Origin of the sequence: Azospirillum sp. B510, from assembly GCF_000010725.1 — a bacterium.
Classification (GTDB): domain Bacteria; phylum Pseudomonadota; class Alphaproteobacteria; order Azospirillales; family Azospirillaceae; genus Azospirillum; species Azospirillum lipoferum_B.
Genome location: NC_013858.1, coordinates 365,537 through 380,769, shown reverse-complemented (window position 1 = coordinate 380,769; position 15,233 = coordinate 365,537). Strand labels below are relative to the sequence as shown.

Here is a 15,233-nt window from a genome sequence, read left to right as displayed (position 1 = left end):
ACGGCTTGCCCTCACCCCCGGTAATGCCGGGGCGTGTAGACCCAGCGCCCGCCGTCGGGTCGCGCGATGAGCCGGGTGTGCGAGGCGCCGATGATGACCAGTGTGCGCATGTCGGCCTGCTCCGCCCGCACCTCGCCCAGCGTCGTCACCGTCAGTTCCTCGTCGGGACGGCCGACGGCACGGCCCAGCACGATGGGCGTCTCGGGCGCGCGGATGTCGCGCAGGGCATCGAAGGCGGCTCCGAGTTGCCAGGGGCGGGCGCGGGAGATCGGATTGTAGAGCGCGATGACGAAATCCGCCTCGGCCGCCAGACGCAGGCGCTTCAGCACCACCTCCCACGGTTTCAGGTTGTCGGACAGCGAGATGGCGCAGAAATCATGGCCCAGCGGCGCCCCGGCCCGCGCGGCGGCGGCCTGCATGGCCGATAGGCCGGGATCGACCGACAGCGGGACCGTGCGCCACGCCGCAGGCGCGTCCGGATCGTCCAGCGCCTCGAAGATGGCGGCGGCCATGGCGAAGATGCCGGGATCGCCCCCCGACACCACCGCCACCCGCCGGCCCTGTGCCGCGAGATCCAAAGCGAAGCGGGCGCGGTCCAGCTCGACCCGGTTGTCGGAGGCGTGGCGCACCTGATCGCCCGGCGGCACGCGCTCGACATAGGGGAAATAGCCGACGAGGTCGGTCGCCTCGGCCAGATCGCGCCGGGCCTCCGGCGTCAGCCAGTCCTCGGGGCCGGGGCCGAGGCCCACGACTTTCAGCCAGCCATTCCTGTCCGGGCCGCTCATCCGCGCTTGCCCTCGCCCGGAATGACGATCTGCGAGAAGTAGGGGGCGACGTCCGGCGCCTCCAGGAAGGGCATGAAGCGCTGTTCGTCCATGCTGGCGCGCTCGACATACCACGCCCGCCCGGCCAACCCGGCGGCGGCGATGGCGCGGCGGACCTTGGGCAGATTCTGGCCCAGCTTCATCACCACGCAGGCATCCGCCGCCGTCAGGGCGCGGAGCAGCGACTCCTCATCCAGCGTGCCGGGGATCACCGACAGCACGTCGTCGCGCAGCATCAGCGGGCGCGGCAGCAGCGAGGCGCTGCACACCATGCTGGTGACGCCGGGGATCACCTCGGCCCGGAACCGCCCGGACAGCCGCAGGAACAGATGCATGAAGGAGCCGTAGAAGAACGGATCCCCCTCGTTCAGCGCGGCGACGGAGCGGCCTGCGGCGAGATGCTCCGCGATGCGACCGGCCGACTCGTCGAAGAAGGCCTCGATCTGGTGGCCATAATCCGGATGGGTCGGCGGCAGCTCCACCGTCACCGGATAGGCCATCGGCAGCTCGATCTGGTCGGGCCTGATCGCCTGATCGGCGATGCGGCGGGCCTGCCCCCGCGTGCCGCGCTTGCAGAAATAGGCGACGACCGGGCAGGCGCCGATGGTGCGCACCGCCTTCAAGGTCATCAGCTCCGGATCGCCGGGGCCGACGCCGACGCCGAACAGGGTGCCCAGGAGCGGGGGATTGGGGGTGTCGCCGCTCATTCGACGTCGCTCGCCAGCGCGTTGACGGCGGCGGCGGCCATGGCGCTGCCGCCGCGCCGGCCGCGAATCGCCAGATAGGGAACGCCGAAGGGGTTTTCCGCCAGCGCCTCCTTGCTTTCCAGCGCGCCGACGAAGCCTACGGGAAAGCCGAGGATCGCCGCCGGCTTCGGCGCCCCGGCCGCCAGCCTCTCCAGCAGATGGAACAGGGCGGTCGGCGCGTTGCCGATGGCGACCACCGATCCGCCCAGCCGCTCGCCCCACAGGTCGAGCGCCGCGGCGGAGCGGGTGTTGCCGATGCTCCTCGCCAGATCGGGCACGGCGGGGTCGCGCAGCGTGCAGACGACATCATTGCCGGCCGGCAGGCGGGCGCGGGTCACGCCATGGGCGACCATTTCGCTGTCGCAAAGAATGGGGGCGCCGGCGCGCAGCGCCGCGCGGGCGGCACTGCCGACATCGGCGGAGAACAGCAGGTCGCGGGCCGCATCGACCATGCCGCAGGCGTGGATCACCCGCACCGCCACCGGCTTCAGGTCGTCGGGGATGGCCGACAGGTCGGCCTCCGCCCGGATGGTGGCGAAGGACTGGCGGTAGATGGCCGCTCCGTCGCGGATATAGTCGTAGAGCGGCTCAGGCACCGGTGGACTCCTCGGTCAACAGATCCGCGACGCGGGCCACGGCGTCGGCGGGAGACAGGCCGGTGTGCCCCTGCGCATGGCGGGCGGCGTCACCGGGTTTGGCGTTCAGGCCGACGTCATACAGCCCGTCGCGGGCGGTCAGGGTGACATCGGCGATGGCGGGATGGGCGCAACCCTTGGCGCAGCCCGACACATGCACCATTCGGACATGGTCCAGCAAGGGGCCAGCGCGGTCGGCGATGGCGAGCGCCGTCGCATGGGTGTCGGTGGTGCCGACGTCGCAGCCACCGGCCCCGCTACAGGCGGTCAGCTTCAGCCGCCGGTCGGTGTGCGACAGGATGGCGCCGTGCGCCTGGGCGGTGGCTTCCGCGTCCGGGGACGGGGTGACAAGGAGCAGGGCGCGCCAGGGGGTGATGCGGATCTCGGCGCAGGCGGAGGCGAGCGCTGAAAGGGCGGCACAGGTGAGGCGGCCGAAGGGGAAGGCGGTTATGAGGAATGCTGGGGCTTGCTCCTTCTCCCCCCTGGGGAGAAGGGTGGGATGAGGGGGATCGGCATCGCCGAAGACATCCATGAGATGCGTCCCCCTCCCCTTGATCCACTCCCCGGGGGGGAGAGGAGAAATCAGCAGGAGAAGGCGCGTTAAGAAGGGCTCAGTGCCGATCGCGGCAACCAGCCCGGCCATGCGGCGCGGCGGTTCGGGCATTGACGGGCGCAGCTCCAGGAAGGCGCGGCCCAGCGCCGCCGCGACATCCGCCACGTCGTCGGCCCGGCACAGGCCGAGCGGTGCCGCCGTCGCCAGCGTTCCGCCCAGCGCCACCCGGAACCGCGCCGCATCCACCGCATCGAAGCGTACATCCGTGCCGCCGTCCGCCAGATGGCCGATCCCGCCGCCGCAGACCAGCCAGCCGAATTTCGGCGGCAGACGGTGTAGATCGGCGTCCTCCGCCAGCCGTACGTCGAGCGTACGTGCCACCGCCCGTACGTCCATCGCCGCCGTGGGATCCAGCCCGGCGGTGGGGGAGCACAGCACATTGCGCACCGCCTCGCCCGCCGCGTCGGCGGAGACGTAGCCCATCGCGCGCAGGGCCTCGGTCACCGGCTCCAGCCCGTCGGCGGAGATGCCGCGAAGCTGCAAATTGCCGCGCTGGCTGAGATCGATCAAACCGTTGCCGTAACGGTCCCCCAATTCGGCGATTCGGCGGGCATGGTCGGCGGGCAGGACCCCGGCCGGGATACGGACGCGCAGAAGCAGCCCGTCGCCGACCCGCATCGGCGCCAGCACGCCGGGGCAGGCGCCGCGCCGTCTCGGCTGGTTGGCGACGGGGGTGGTCATGCGGCGATCTCCCGCAGGCGCCGCAGATCCTCCGCGGTGGAATTGCGGCGGGGGTGCCACAGGCCGCGGTCGAGCGCCTCGCTCATCCGCGCCAGAATGTGCCGGGCCGCCGCCGGATTGTCCTGCGACAGGAAGTCCCAGACCTCCGCATCCTCGACATAGGCGTCGAACAGCAGGTCGAAATGGGCGGGACGGACGGCGTCGGTGGTGGCGGCGAAGGCGAACAGCGTGTCGACGCTTGCCGCCAGTTCCGCAGCACCGCGATAGCCATGGCGCATCATGCCCCGGATCCAGCGCGGGTTGGCCGCCCGGCCGTGCAGGGTGCGGGCGATCTCCTCCGCCAGCGTGCGGACGGCGATCTTGTCCGGGTCGGCGCTGTCGAGATGGTAGAGCGCCGGTTCGGAATCCTCCAGCGCCGCCGCCGCCGCGAAGCCGCCCTCGAACTGCATGAAGCCGTCGGTGGACAGCAGGTCATGCTCGCGCTGGTCCTGGTGGTGGACCAGCGCGTCGGCGCCGCCGACCCGGCGGCGGAACAATGCCGGCAGCGGCACACCCTCCAGCCCGGCGCCATAGGCGTGGCAACCGCCCTCCAGATAGGCGGCGCCGAAATCGGCCCGCGCGCTCCAGTCGCCGCGCGCGATCATGCCGGACAGCGCCGTGCCATAGACGCCGGGGGCGGCGCCGAAGATGCGGGCGGTGGCCCAGCGGCGGGCATCCGCCGCGTCGGTTCCGGAGGCGGCGAGGCGCTGTTCCTCGGCCCGCGCGGTGGCGGCCAGCGGATTGATGTCGTCCGGCTCGTCGAGGCCGGCGACGGCGCGCACCGCCTGATCGAACAGGGCGATCTGCTGCGGGAACACGTCGCGGAACAGGCCGGAGATGCGCAGGGTCACGTCCACCCGCGGGCGGCCGAGCACGCCGGCTGGCATGATCTCGTAGCCGGTGACGCGGCCGGAGCCGTTCTCCCAGAGCGGGCGGACACCGAGCAGGGCCAGCGCCTGGGCCAGCTCGTCGCCGCCGGTGCGCATGGCCGGGGTACCCCAGCAATCCACCACCAGCCGGCGCGGCCAGTCGCCATGGTCCTGGAGAAAGCGGGTGATCAGCGCGTCCGCCGCCTGCCAGCCGAGCGTCCAGGCGGTCGGCGTCGGCACCCCGCGCGGGTCGAGCGCATAGAGGTTGCGCCCGGTCGGCAGCGTGTCCGCCCGCCCGCGCGCCGGCGAGCCGCCGGGGCCGGGACGGACGAAGCGGCCGTCCAGCCCGTCGAGCAGCGCCCGCATCTCCGCCTCGCCGCAGGCATCGACGGCGTCGGCGACCGTCGCCGGATCGGCGGTCCTGGCGGTGCCGGTCCGAAATACCGCGGCGGTTAGGCGGTCGCGGCGTTCGCCGGCCGGGCTGCGGCCGAAGACATGCAGCCCGTCGCGGATCTGCATCTCCTTGACGTCGCAGAGATGGGCGTCCAGCCGCGACAGGATGGCATCGGGATCGTCGTCGGGGCGCAGATTGCAGTCGGCGGCGATGCCGGACTTCCAGGCGAGATCGAGGATGGTCTCGCGCAGCATGCCCAGCCGGCGCGGATCGAGCCCGGTCGCCTGCGAATATTCGTCGATGGCGGTTTCGAGCGCCGCGAGGTCGCCGTACAGGCCGGACTCGACCGGCGGCGGGGTCAGGTGGCCGACCAGCACGGCGCCCAGCCGGCGGCGGGCCTGCACCCCCTCGCCGGGGTTGTTGACGATGAAGGGATAGAGGGTCGGCAGGGCGCCGCCGACGATCTCCGGCCAGCACGCCGCCGACAGCGCCACCGCCTTGCCCGGCAACCATTCCAGCGTGCCGTGGGCGCCGATCTGCACCAGGGCATGGATGCCGGCGACATGGCGGAGCCACAGATGGAAGGCGAGATAGCCGTGGCTGGGCGGGGTGTCGGGGTCGTGGTGCTGGGCGGTGGTCAGCGGGCCGTGGCCGCGGCTGGGCTGCACCGCCACCACGGCATTGCCGCAGCGCAGGACGCGGAAGGCGAAGACGCCGTCGCGGCAGGCGGGATCGGCGGCGGGCTCGCCCCAGGTCGCGGCGATGCGGGCGCGCAGCTCCGGCGGGGCGAGGCGCTGGTAGCCGGTCAGCGACAGCACCGGGGCGGGCTCCGCCGTCAGCGCCGCCATCAGGCCGGCGCCGTCCTCCGGAATGACGGACAGGCCGTAGCCTTCGGCGGCCAGACGGTGAAGAATCCCGACGGTGCTCTCCGGGCCGTCGAGGCCGACGGCGTGGCCGATGCCGCCGCCGGGACCGGGATAGTCCGACAGCACCAAGGCCAGCCGCCGCTCCGCCCGCGGGGTGCGGGACAGGCGGACCCAGCCGGCGGCGAGGTCGGCGGTGAAGGCCACCCGGTCGGGGATCGGGCGCAGCAGCGGGGCGGCGAATTGCAGGTCGGGGTCCAGCTCGCCCGCCGTCTTGAAGGCGATGGCGCGGGCGATGATGCGGCCGTCCATCTCCGGCAGCACCACGTTCATCGCGAGGTCGGATGGTCCGAGCCCGCGCGTGGACGCCCGCCATCCAGCCTCGGGCGTGGTGGCGAGAATCGCTTGCAGGACCGGCGTGCCGTTGGCCTCCAGCGGCGAACCGTCGTCGCGCGCCGCCGAGAAGGCGGTGGTGTTGACGACGATGGCGGCGTCCCGCGCGGTCAGGCTGGCGCGCATCCAGGCGGCGCAGTCCGGTTCCTTCAGGCTGGCGACGAACAGCGGGCGGGGGGCGAGGCCGCGCGCCGCCAGCGCGTCGCACAGGGCATGGACCGGGGCGAGATCGCCGGCCAGCAGATGGGAGCGGTAGAAGACGACCGCCGCCACCGGGGCGTTCGAGGCCATGGGACCGGTCCAGCCATCGTAGGCGCCGAAGCGCGGGACCGGGGCGGGATCCTCATGATGGATCGGCGTGCCGGCCAGCGTCGCGGCGCAGGCCAGCAGATGGCCCATGTTGGCCGGGCCGCCCTCGGTGAAATAGCGCCACAGCCGGTCGGCGGTCTCCGGCGGGACCGTGCCGTAGGCGGCGAGGCCGGGGTCGGGCTGCGCCTCGCCGGACAGGACGGCCAGCGGGATGCCGCGCTCGCGGCACAGCGCGGAGAGACGGTCGAGGCCGTAGCGCCAATAGCCGCTGCCGCCGAGCAGGCGCAGGACCACCAGCTTCGCCTTGGCGACGACGGTATCGGCATGGAGATCGACCGACAGCGGATGGCCGAGCCGGTTGAGGTTGGCGAGGCGGAGGCTGGGCAGCGACGCGCGTCCCGTCCGCCACGCGGCGGCGAGCGCGGTCAGGTCGCTGTCGGAAAAGGACAGCATGACGATGTCGGCCGGCGTCTGTCCCAGATCTTCCGCCTGGGGGCCGGCGTCCAGTTCGTCCTGGCGGGCGGCGAGCAGATGCATGGGTGTCCGAGGCTATGTTCAAAGAGTGGGGACGCCTGTTCCCACCCTAACCCTCCCCCGCTGGGCGGGAGAGGGAGTAAGCACTTGATTGGAAAGGTGGTGGCAGTCCCTTCCCTGTGAAGCGGGGGAGTTGGGGTGGGGCAAAAGCAGCGGCACCCTAACCCCTACCCAACGACCGCCCGCGTCACCGCGTCGCGGTCGAGCCCGGTCTCGCCGATCACCACCAGGCGGCTGCGGCGCTCCTCGCCCGGCTTCCACAAGCGGTCGTAATGGGTCTGGATGCGGGTGCCGACACCCTGGACCAGCAGGCGCATCGGCTTGCCGGGCACGTCGATGAAGCCCTTCAGGCGCAGCACGCCATGCAGGCCGGCGACCTGTTCCAGTGTCATCGCCAGAGCGGCCGGGTCGGGCTGCGCCGGCAACTCCACCACGAAGCTGGTGAAGTCGTCGTGGTCGTGGCCCTCTTCGTCGTCATGGTGGCTGGGACGGTTGGCGAGATCGTCCTCCACCGCGGCGCCGACGCCGAGCAGGACCAGCGGGTCGACGGCACCCTGGGAGGCCCGCACCAGCTTGGCGTCGCGGCCGACCGTGTGGGACAGGGCGCCGCGGATCAGATCCTCGACGCGGGCGAGGTCGCCGGATGCTACCAGATCGGTCTTGTTGACGACGATCAGGTCGGCGCAGAGCAGCTGATCCTCGAACACCTCCTCGATCGGCGTTTCATGATCGACGGTGCCGGCGGCGTCGCGCTGGGCCTCCAGCGCGGCGGGATCGGGGGCGAAGCGGCCTTCCGCGGCGGCGGCGGCGTCAACCACGGCGATGACGCCGTCCACCGTGACCCGCGTCTTGATCGCCGGCCAGTGGAAGGCCTGGACCAGCGGCTTGGGCAGGGCCAGACCGCTGGTCTCGATCACGATATGCTCGGGCGGCTCCGGCCGGGCCAGCAGCTTCTCGATGGCCGGGACGAAGTCGTCGGCGACGGTGCAGCACAGGCAGCCGTTCGCCAGCTCGATCACGTCGTCCTCGGTGCAGGTCGGGTTGCCGCAGGCGCGCAGGATGTCGCCGTCGATGCCGACATCGCCGAACTCGTTGATGATCAGCGCCAGCCGGCGGCCATCGGCCTTTTCCAGCAGGCTGCGGATCAACGTGGTCTTTCCGGCGCCGAGGAAGCCGGTGATGACGGTCGCCGGCACCTTGCCGGCGGCCGTTTTCGCAAGAGCGGACATGGAGTGCGCCTCCTTAGCGCGCGCCGGGCTGGGCCCGCAGGGCCGGGCGGGATTCGGCCTCGCCGACGAGAGCGCTCATCAGCCAGCCGCAGGCCGAGCCCAGGATCGCCCAGAACAGCGCGGCCCCGCCGAGAGAGGCGGCGACGAAGCGGGCGGCCAGTTCCGGCGGAACCGCACCCTCGGCGCTTTCCGGATGCGGGGCGCCGATCAGGTGGGGCAATGCCGCGGCCAGAACGGCGACGGCGATGACCAGACGGTTGCGGGCGAAGGCGAAGGCCAGCAGGCAGACGCCGGCTCCGGCGGCGGCGGACAGCCACCAGAGCTGGCGCAGCTCCAGTTCCGCCCCGGCCATGCCCGGCAGTTCCGGGGCCAGGCCGAAGGAGGGCGCCAGCGAGACGGCGACGAAGCCCCCCATGCCCCATACCAGCCCGCGCCGCGCATCGACAGGCCGGCCGGCCAGCAGGATCGCGGCCCCCAACAAAAGCGCATAGGCGACGCCGGTGATCAGGTCGGCGACGATGGTCAGGCCGATGCGCTGGATCGCCTCGTCCAGCGAGGTCGGCACGCCTTCGCCGATCTGGCGCACCGGACCATGCTGGTGGCCATCGGCAGGGCTGGCGGCAGGGCTGGCGGCCGGGGCGGCGGCAGTGGCCGTAGCCGTCGTGGCCGGAGGCGGGGTCACCACCTCGTATTTCTCGGCTTCGAGGATCAGCGGGACGGTGGTCGCCTGCTGAACGACGGACGCGGCCGTGCCGGAGAGCACGCCCGCGACCAGTGCGGCTGTGAACAGCCGCCGGATCAGTTCCATGACCCTGGCTTAGTGGCAGGGGAACGCGAAGGAATGACGGGTGTCGTGGGCCGCGTCATGGATCTGCTGCGGCTGGGCGAAGCCGACGCCGTACAGCAGGAAGCTGCCGAGCAGGATGGCGGCGAAGGCGGCGACCGCGGTCTGGGCGGCGCTACGGGTCGCGGAACCGGTTGCGGTGTGAAGCGAACGCGTGGTCATGGACCGATATCCTTGTTCTCCCGCCACACCCGGCGGGGTTGGGAAAAATTGATGCGTCCGGCGGCAGGTTTCCTGGCTCGCGGGTCGCCGCATCGCCGTCCGCCTTCCCGGCCGTCAAGGACCAGTGGCATAATGGACAGGACGCTCGCCGCACACAGTTGCGGGGGCAGCCGCGGCATTGGACCAGTCCAGAGGGTCGGTCCGCACCGCATTCCCTATTATCCCAGCCGTCCGTCAGGACGGGCGGGGCACCGTCGGACGGCCACCATCGCAGCGCCGCGCCGCTTTGGCAAGCCCGCAATCCGATATCCGCCCTGCGGACGGTCTTGCGCAGTGGCATTTTGGGTGCTGTGATGTTTGATAGACGGAGAGTCCGCAAGTGTGATGTTTTCCGCCGCAAGGATTTGGCGGATGAAGGACGCCGCAAAGACCGGAGGGGGGAATTCGCGACCGATGACCGCCGCAGCGAACGACGACATCATCCTGGAAGCGCGCAACCTGACGAAGGAGTTCAAGGGATTCGTGGCGGTTCGGGACGTGAACCTGAAGGTCCGCCGCGGCACCATCCATGCGCTGATCGGCCCGAACGGCGCCGGCAAGAGCACGGTGTTCAACCTGCTGACCAAGTTCCTCACCCCCACGCGCGGGCAGATCCTCTACAAGGGCCGCGACATCACCCGCACCAAGCCGGCCGACATCGCATTGATGGGTCTGGTCCGCTCCTTCCAGATCTCCGCCGTCTTCCCGCATCTCAGCGTGCTGGAGAATGTCCGGGTGGCGCTTCAACGCCCGCTCGGTACCAGCTTCCATTTCTGGAAGTCCGAGTCGTCGCTCCATGAGCTGCATGGCCGGGCGCTGGAACTGATCGAGGCGGTGAACCTCACGCCCTGGGCCGGCCATCCGGCGGCGGAGCTGCCCTATGGCCGCAAGCGCGCGCTGGAGATCGCCACCACGCTGGCGCTCGACCCCGAGGTGATGCTGCTGGACGAACCGCTGGCCGGCATGGGCCATGAGGACATCGAGGGCACCGCGGCCCTGATCAAGCGCGTCGCCGCCGACCGCACCGTGCTGATGGTCGAGCACAACCTGTCGGTCGTCGCCCACCTGTCGGACAGCATCACCGTGCTTCGCCGCGGCGAGATCCTGGCGGAGGGGCCGTACGAGACCGTCTCCAGGAACCCGCAGGTGATGGAAGCCTATATGGGGACCGGACATGCCTGACGGGGGCAACACGAAGACCGCCATGCTGGAGATCGCCGACCTGCATGGCTTCTACGGCGAAAGCCATGTGCTGCACGGTGTCGGCCTGGAGGTTCGCCGGGGCGAGGTGGTGACGCTGCTGGGCCGCAACGGCGCCGGCAAGACCTCGACCATGCGCGCCATCATGGGCATCATGGGCAGGCGCACCGGCTCGATCCGTTTCCAGGGCCAGGAGCTGATCGGCATGGCGCAGCACAGGATCCCGCGGCTCGGCATCGGCTATGTGCCGGAGGAGCGCGGCATCTTCTCCTCCCTCAGCGTCGACGAAAATCTGACGCTGCCGCCGGTGGTCAAGGAGGGCGGGATGACGGTCGCGCAGATCCACGACCTGTTCCCCAACCTGAAGGGCCGCGGCGGCACCCAGGGCACGCGGCTGTCGGGCGGCGAGCAGCAGATGCTGGCCATCGCCCGCATCCTGCGCACCGGCGCCACCCTGATCCTGCTGGACGAGCCGACCGAGGGACTCGCTCCGGTGATCATCGAGCAGATCGGCGTCGCGGTGCGGGCGTTGAAGCGGCGCGGGTTCACCATCCTGCTCGTGGAGCAGAATTTCCGCTTCGCCGCCACCATCGCCGACCGCCATTACGTGATGGAGGAGGGCCATGTGGTCGACATGATCCCCAACGACCAGCTCCATGCCAACATGGACAAGCTGCACACCTATCTGGGGGTGTAGGCCGTCCGGCTCCCCATCATCCCCGGATCGGGGTGCGGGTTCCGGCAACCGTGACGCGGTTGGCTGGAAGCGGTTCACGGCGTATCTTGCCCGCGTCACCCGACCGTTTCGATCCGAAGCGGCCGGCCCTCCGACGGGAGCAGGGGATGCACAGGACAGCCAAGATGCGCGGCGCCCTGGCGGCGGCCTGCGCCGCCTTCTGCTGGGGTGGCGCGACCGTCCTGTCGAAATCCGCGCTCGACGAGGTGACGCCGATCGCCCTGCTGGTCTTGCAGTTGAGCGCGAGCGTGGTCGTCCTGTGGTCGGTCATCCTTCTTACGCGCCGTCCTGTGCCGCCCTGGAGGAACTGCCGCGTCATCACGCTGTTGGGGCTGCTGGAGCCCGGTGCCGCCTATCTGCTGGGGTTGATCGGCCTTGTTTCGATCCGCGCCGGCGACGCGACGCTGATTCAGGCGTTCGAGGCGATCATGATCGTGGTCCTGTCGGCCTGCCTTCTGAAAGTCCGGCCAACCGCGGGCTTCGTGCTTCTGTCCGCTGTCGCCCTTGCCGGCCTGGCGGTAACCCTGGGCGCGTTCGGCCCGCGCGACGGCGCAGGGTCGCCCTTCGGCATCGCGATGGTCTTTCTCGCCACCGCCGGCGCCGCCCTGTATGTGGTGCTCAGTTCACGGCTGCTGGTCGACCATGACCCGATCGTCGTCGTGGGGCTTCAGCAACTGTCGGCGCTGGCGCTCGCTCTTGCCGCCCTCCCTTTCGAGATGCTGTGGGGCGGAACCGGCACCGTCCTGCCGACAAGCGCCGGAAGCTGGGGCATCACGATCGCGTCGGGCGTCATTCAATACGCGCTCGCCTTTTCCCTCTACATGTTCGCTCTGTCGAAGATCCCGGCCAACCTCGCCGGAAGCTTTCTCAACCTCACCCCCGTATTCGGTCTGGCGATCGCGTTCATCGCGCTTGGCGAAGCGCTGTCCGGCATCCAGCTTGCCAGCGCCGCGACAACCATACTTGCCGTGACCGTGATCCAATTTCAAAGCGACGCCCCCTTCCGGCTGCCTGGGATCGTGAGAAGGGCTGGGGAACAGTTGGCCCATCGCTTTCGATCCGGAGCGGCCGGCGACGATCGATTCCGCTCTTGATGGGGTGTGACACGACGCCGCTGGGCATTTCGCTCGCATCGCGGTACCAACGGATGCGGCGTCATGGGCTGTGGGCTGGTGCAACAAGTTTCGTATAGCGGAATAACGTTCCGTTGACGCCCTCTCCGCCCGCTGGCAGGATCGTCCCGCGATCTGTTGCGGGAGGGGCTAGGTCATGCGCAGGCGGGAAGAGGCTCTGGTCGCCGACGACATGGCGGACGAGGAGAAGGACCCGCGCTTCGTCACGGCGCTGGCCCGCGGTCTGGAGCTGCTGCGCGCCTTCCGCCGCAACGAGTCGATGCTGGGCAATCTGGAGCTGGCGCAGCGCACCGGCCTGCCCAAGCCGACGGTGTCGCGGCTGACCTACACGCTGGCCAAGCTGGGCTATCTCGCCTACGACCAGACCACCGGCAAATACCGGCTCGGCACCTCCGTGCTCGCCTTGGGCTATGCCAGCCTGTCGGGCATGGGCGTCCGGCAGGTCGCCCGTCCGCTGATGCAGGAGTTGGCCGACCAGACCGGGCTGGCGGTGGCGCTGGGCGGACGCGACCGGCTCAGCATGATCTACCTGGAATGCTGCAAGGCGGCCGGGCCGGTCACCCTGTCGCTCGACGTCGGCTCCCATGTCAAGCTGTCGACCACCAGCATGGGCCGCGCCTATCTGGCGGCCTTGCCGGAGACGGAGCGCGCGCCGCTGATGGCGAAGCTGGAGGAGCATGAGGGTGAGGATTGGACGGAAATCCATGACGGCATCCTCCAGGCCATCGAGGATTACCGGACGCGCGGCTATTGCCGCTCCATCGGCGCCTGGAAGTCCGAGGTGCATGCCATAGGCGTTCCCTTCGTGCCGCGCGACGGGTCGCAGATCCTCGCCTTCAACTGCGGCGGGCCGGGTTTCCTGGTCGATCCGCGCAAGCTGGAGGAGGAGGATGCGCCCAGGCTGGTGGCGATGGTCCGGCGGATCGACGCGGCGCTGTTCAACGGGTAGGGGCCGGCCCGCCCGCCGATCGGGTCCCATCGATCGGCGGCGCCTATCACGGCGTTCGGCTCAACCGATTGGACCGGAAGGCCGCCTGGCCGCATCCTGCGAAGCGTTCCAGGCCGTTGTCCCGGCGGGCCGCCTATCCGGTGCCAAGGACGACCCGAGGAGCGACTGGCCAACCCACCCGGAAGGGCCGGGGTGTTCGGGATGTGTGGGCACGTTCACTCCAACGCCCCGTTCACCCCGGTCCTTCCGGGATCGGCCTCCGCGATCCCGTGCGGGTGAGGGTCGTCAGGCCGCCCTGACCCGCGAGAGGAAGCCTTCCACCTCGCGGCGCAGGCGACCCGCCTCCTGCGACAGCTGGGTCGCGGCCGACAGCACCTCGTTGGACGCGGTGCCGGCCTCCTCGGCGGCCTTGCTGACGCCGGCGATGCTGGAGGATACCTCCTGCGTTCCCTGGGCCGCCTGCTGGACATTGCGGCCGATCTCGGCGGTCGCGGCGCTCTGCTCCTCGACCGCGGCGGCGATGCCGTTGGAAATCTCGTTCACCTGGGTGATGGTCAGGCCGATGTTGCGGATCGCGGTGACGGCACCGCCGGTCTGGTTCTGGATTTCGGTGATCTGGGCGGAGATGTCCCCGGTCGCCTTGGCGGTCTGGTTGGCGAGCTGCTTCACCTCGCTCGCCACCACGGCGAACCCCTTGCCCGCCTCTCCGGCGCGGGCCGCCTCGATGGTCGCGTTCAGCGCCAGAAGATTGGTCTGGCTGGCGATGTTCTGGATCAGGCTGACCACGTCGCCGATCCGCTGCGCCGCAACGGCCAGGCCTTCGACCGTGACGTTGGTCCGCTCCGCCTCGCTCACCGCCTGGCTGGAGATGGAGGCGGAGTCCGCCACCTGCCGGCTGATCTCGCCGATGGAGCTGCCGAGCTCCTCGGACGCGGCGGCCACCGTCTGGACGTTGGCCGAGGCTTGTTCGGTCGCGGCGGCGACCGCCGTCGACCGGCTGGCGGTTTCCTCGGCGACGGCAGACATGGTCCGTGCGGTGGACTGTAGCTGCGTCGCGGCGCTGGATACCGCTTCGACGACGCCGCCGATGCTCGTCTCGAACTCGTCCGCCAACCCGAGTATCGTCCGCCTACGGTCCGCCGCCGCCCTGGCCTCGGCCTGCTTCGCCTCCTCCTCCATCTCGCGGCTGCGGATCAGGTTGGCTTTGAAGACGCGCGCGGTCTCGGCGATCATTCCCACCTCGTCGCGGCGTCGCGTTCCAGAGATCGCGACCGTCAGGTCGCCATCGGCAAGTCCGCGCAGCGACGAGACGATGGATTTGATCGGCCCGACGATTCCCTTCTGCGCGATCATCAGGCCGAGCAGGATGCCCGCGAGCGTTCCGGCGCCGGCGATGGCGAACATCCGGGTCAGCTTCGCCGCGGCGGCCTCCTCGGCCTGGCGGGCCAGCGCCGTCGATTCCTTCTCGGTGAAATTGAGGAAGGCGGTGATGTCGCTGCGGATGTTCCTGACATCGGCGCGGCTGGCCTCGAGCGCAGCCTTCATGATCCGCTGGCTGTCGGTCAGCGAGGATGCGCCCTGGGTCTTGCGCGCGGCGTCGAGGGATGCCGACAGCTTTTCGTAATAGGTGGGAAGCTGTTTCTCGATTTTCGCCAGGATGGTGATCTGTTCTCCGTCGATCGTGCGATGCAGTTGGGCGATGGCGTCGGCCAGCGCCTTGCGGCGCTCGTCGATGGCGGCGGCGACGGTCGCCACCTCATCGGGATTGACCACCAGGCTGTATTCGTCGCGATTGATCTCCGCGAGCAGGCGGTTGAGGCGGGAGCTGAGGCGAACCTCTGTCGTCGCTTCGTCGAGATCCGTGATCGCGCTGCCGACGAAGCGCAATCCGACTGCTCCGAATCCGGCGACCGTCAGGCTTACCGCTGAAAGTAATCCAACAATCAACATGATCTTTATAGAAATCTTCAGATTGCCCAAAGACATTCCTGTAACTCTCCGGGAAGTTGCGGTTTCTTTCTCGAATGTCGCCGGAATGGCT

At 70.1% G+C, this 15,233-nt stretch carries 13 protein-coding genes and 1 riboswitch; of the genes, 4 read left to right on the top strand and 9 right to left on the bottom strand.

Annotated elements, in window-relative coordinates:
- Window positions 1–11 precede the first annotated feature (11 nt).
- From cobJ to AZL_RS29045, 8 genes are all read right to left on the bottom strand, one after another.
- Entirely contained in the window at window positions 12–785 is a 774-nt protein-coding gene (gene cobJ / locus AZL_RS29080) for a precorrin-3B C(17)-methyltransferase (RefSeq protein WP_012977964.1), read from the bottom strand.
- Entirely contained in the window at window positions 782–1,531 is a 750-nt protein-coding gene (locus AZL_RS29075; protein ID WP_012977963.1) for a precorrin-2 C(20)-methyltransferase, read from the bottom strand. Before AZL_RS29075 ends, cobJ begins: the two co-directional genes overlap by 4 nt.
- Window positions 1,528–2,166, bottom strand: coding sequence for a precorrin-8X methylmutase (locus AZL_RS29070; protein ID WP_012977962.1), 639 nt, complete (start codon window positions 2,164–2,166; stop codon window positions 1,528–1,530). The genes AZL_RS29075 and AZL_RS29070 overlap by 4 nt, the downstream gene beginning before the upstream one ends.
- Window positions 2,159–3,499 (bottom strand): precorrin-3B synthase, encoded by a 1,341-nt coding sequence (cobG, locus tag AZL_RS29065; RefSeq protein WP_012977961.1) that lies wholly within the window; start codon window positions 3,497–3,499, stop codon window positions 2,159–2,161. Before cobG ends, AZL_RS29070 begins: the two co-directional genes overlap by 8 nt.
- Window positions 3,496–6,903, bottom strand: coding sequence for a cobaltochelatase subunit CobN (gene cobN / locus AZL_RS29060; RefSeq protein WP_012977960.1), 3,408 nt, complete (start codon window positions 6,901–6,903; stop codon window positions 3,496–3,498). Before cobN ends, cobG begins: the two co-directional genes overlap by 4 nt.
- A 164-nt stretch (window positions 6,904–7,067) precedes the next feature.
- Window positions 7,068–8,129 (bottom strand): cobalamin biosynthesis protein CobW, encoded by a 1,062-nt coding sequence (gene cobW / locus AZL_RS29055; protein WP_012977959.1) that lies wholly within the window; start codon window positions 8,127–8,129, stop codon window positions 7,068–7,070.
- A gap of 13 nt (window positions 8,130–8,142) precedes the next feature.
- A complete protein-coding gene (locus AZL_RS29050; RefSeq protein ID WP_012977958.1) occupies window positions 8,143–8,937 on the bottom strand; it encodes a CbtA family protein in 795 nt (264 codons plus the stop codon).
- A gap of 9 nt (window positions 8,938–8,946) precedes the next feature.
- Entirely contained in the window at window positions 8,947–9,135 is a 189-nt protein-coding gene (locus AZL_RS29045; protein WP_042446155.1) for a CbtB domain-containing protein, read from the bottom strand.
- A 44-nt stretch (window positions 9,136–9,179) separates the two neighbouring features.
- Window positions 9,180–9,406, bottom strand: a riboswitch (cobalamin riboswitch).
- A 182-nt stretch (window positions 9,407–9,588) separates the two neighbouring features.
- Between AZL_RS29045 and AZL_RS29040 the strand changes: the two genes are divergently transcribed.
- The 4 genes from AZL_RS29040 to AZL_RS29025 all read left to right on the top strand — a co-directional run bounded on the left by AZL_RS29040 (window position 9,589) and on the right by AZL_RS29025 (window position 13,192).
- Window positions 9,589–10,356, top strand: a complete 768-nt coding sequence (locus tag AZL_RS29040; RefSeq protein WP_042446153.1) for an ABC transporter ATP-binding protein — start codon at window positions 9,589–9,591, stop codon at window positions 10,354–10,356.
- Window positions 10,349–11,071 carry an ABC transporter ATP-binding protein gene (locus tag AZL_RS29035; RefSeq protein ID WP_012977955.1) on the top strand — a complete coding sequence of 241 codons (723 nt, stop codon included), beginning with the start codon at window positions 10,349–10,351 and terminating at the stop codon, window positions 11,069–11,071. The genes AZL_RS29040 and AZL_RS29035 overlap by 8 nt, the downstream gene beginning before the upstream one ends.
- Before the next feature lie 164 nt (window positions 11,072–11,235).
- On the top strand, window positions 11,236–12,204 hold the full coding sequence (locus AZL_RS29030) for a DMT family transporter (RefSeq protein WP_042446150.1): 969 nt from the start codon (window positions 11,236–11,238) through the stop codon (window positions 12,202–12,204).
- 175 nt (window positions 12,205–12,379) lie between these two features.
- Window positions 12,380–13,192, top strand: coding sequence for an IclR family transcriptional regulator (locus AZL_RS29025; protein ID WP_012977953.1), 813 nt, complete (start codon window positions 12,380–12,382; stop codon window positions 13,190–13,192).
- A 285-nt stretch (window positions 13,193–13,477) separates the two neighbouring features.
- On the opposite strand, the gene AZL_RS29020 is transcribed toward AZL_RS29025, so the two are convergent.
- On the bottom strand, window positions 13,478–15,178 hold the full coding sequence (locus AZL_RS29020) for a methyl-accepting chemotaxis protein (RefSeq protein WP_012977952.1): 1,701 nt from the start codon (window positions 15,176–15,178) through the stop codon (window positions 13,478–13,480).
- Window positions 15,179–15,233: the final 55 nt, after the last annotated feature.

Bases quoted from the DNA above. Each gene is read 5' to 3' on its own strand.
- cobJ (WP_012977964.1), bottom strand. From the start codon at position 785: ATGAGCGGCCCGGACAGGAATGGCTGGCTGAAAGTCGTGGGCCTCGGC.
- AZL_RS29075 (WP_012977963.1), bottom strand. From the start codon at position 1,531: ATGAGCGGCGACACCCCCAATCCCCCGCTCCTGGGCACCCTGTTCGGC.
- cobG (WP_012977961.1), bottom strand. From the start codon at position 3,499: ATGACCACCCCCGTCGCCAACCAGCCGAGACGGCGCGGCGCCTGCCCC.
- cobN (WP_012977960.1), bottom strand. From the start codon at position 6,903: ATGCATCTGCTCGCCGCCCGCCAGGACGAACTGGACGCCGGCCCCCAG.
- cobW (WP_012977959.1), bottom strand. From the start codon at position 8,129: ATGTCCGCTCTTGCGAAAACGGCCGCCGGCAAGGTGCCGGCGACCGTC.
- AZL_RS29050 (WP_012977958.1), bottom strand. From the start codon at position 8,937: ATGGAACTGATCCGGCGGCTGTTCACAGCCGCACTGGTCGCGGGCGTG.
- AZL_RS29045 (WP_042446155.1), bottom strand. From the start codon at position 9,135: ATGACCACGCGTTCGCTTCACACCGCAACCGGTTCCGCGACCCGTAGC.
- AZL_RS29040 (WP_042446153.1), top strand. From the start codon at position 9,589: ATGACCGCCGCAGCGAACGACGACATCATCCTGGAAGCGCGCAACCTG.
- AZL_RS29035 (WP_012977955.1), top strand. From the start codon at position 10,349: ATGCCTGACGGGGGCAACACGAAGACCGCCATGCTGGAGATCGCCGAC.
- AZL_RS29030 (WP_042446150.1), top strand. From the start codon at position 11,236: ATGCGCGGCGCCCTGGCGGCGGCCTGCGCCGCCTTCTGCTGGGGTGGC.
- AZL_RS29025 (WP_012977953.1), top strand. From the start codon at position 12,380: ATGCGCAGGCGGGAAGAGGCTCTGGTCGCCGACGACATGGCGGACGAG.
- AZL_RS29020 (WP_012977952.1), bottom strand. From the start codon at position 15,178: ATGTCTTTGGGCAATCTGAAGATTTCTATAAAGATCATGTTGATTGTT.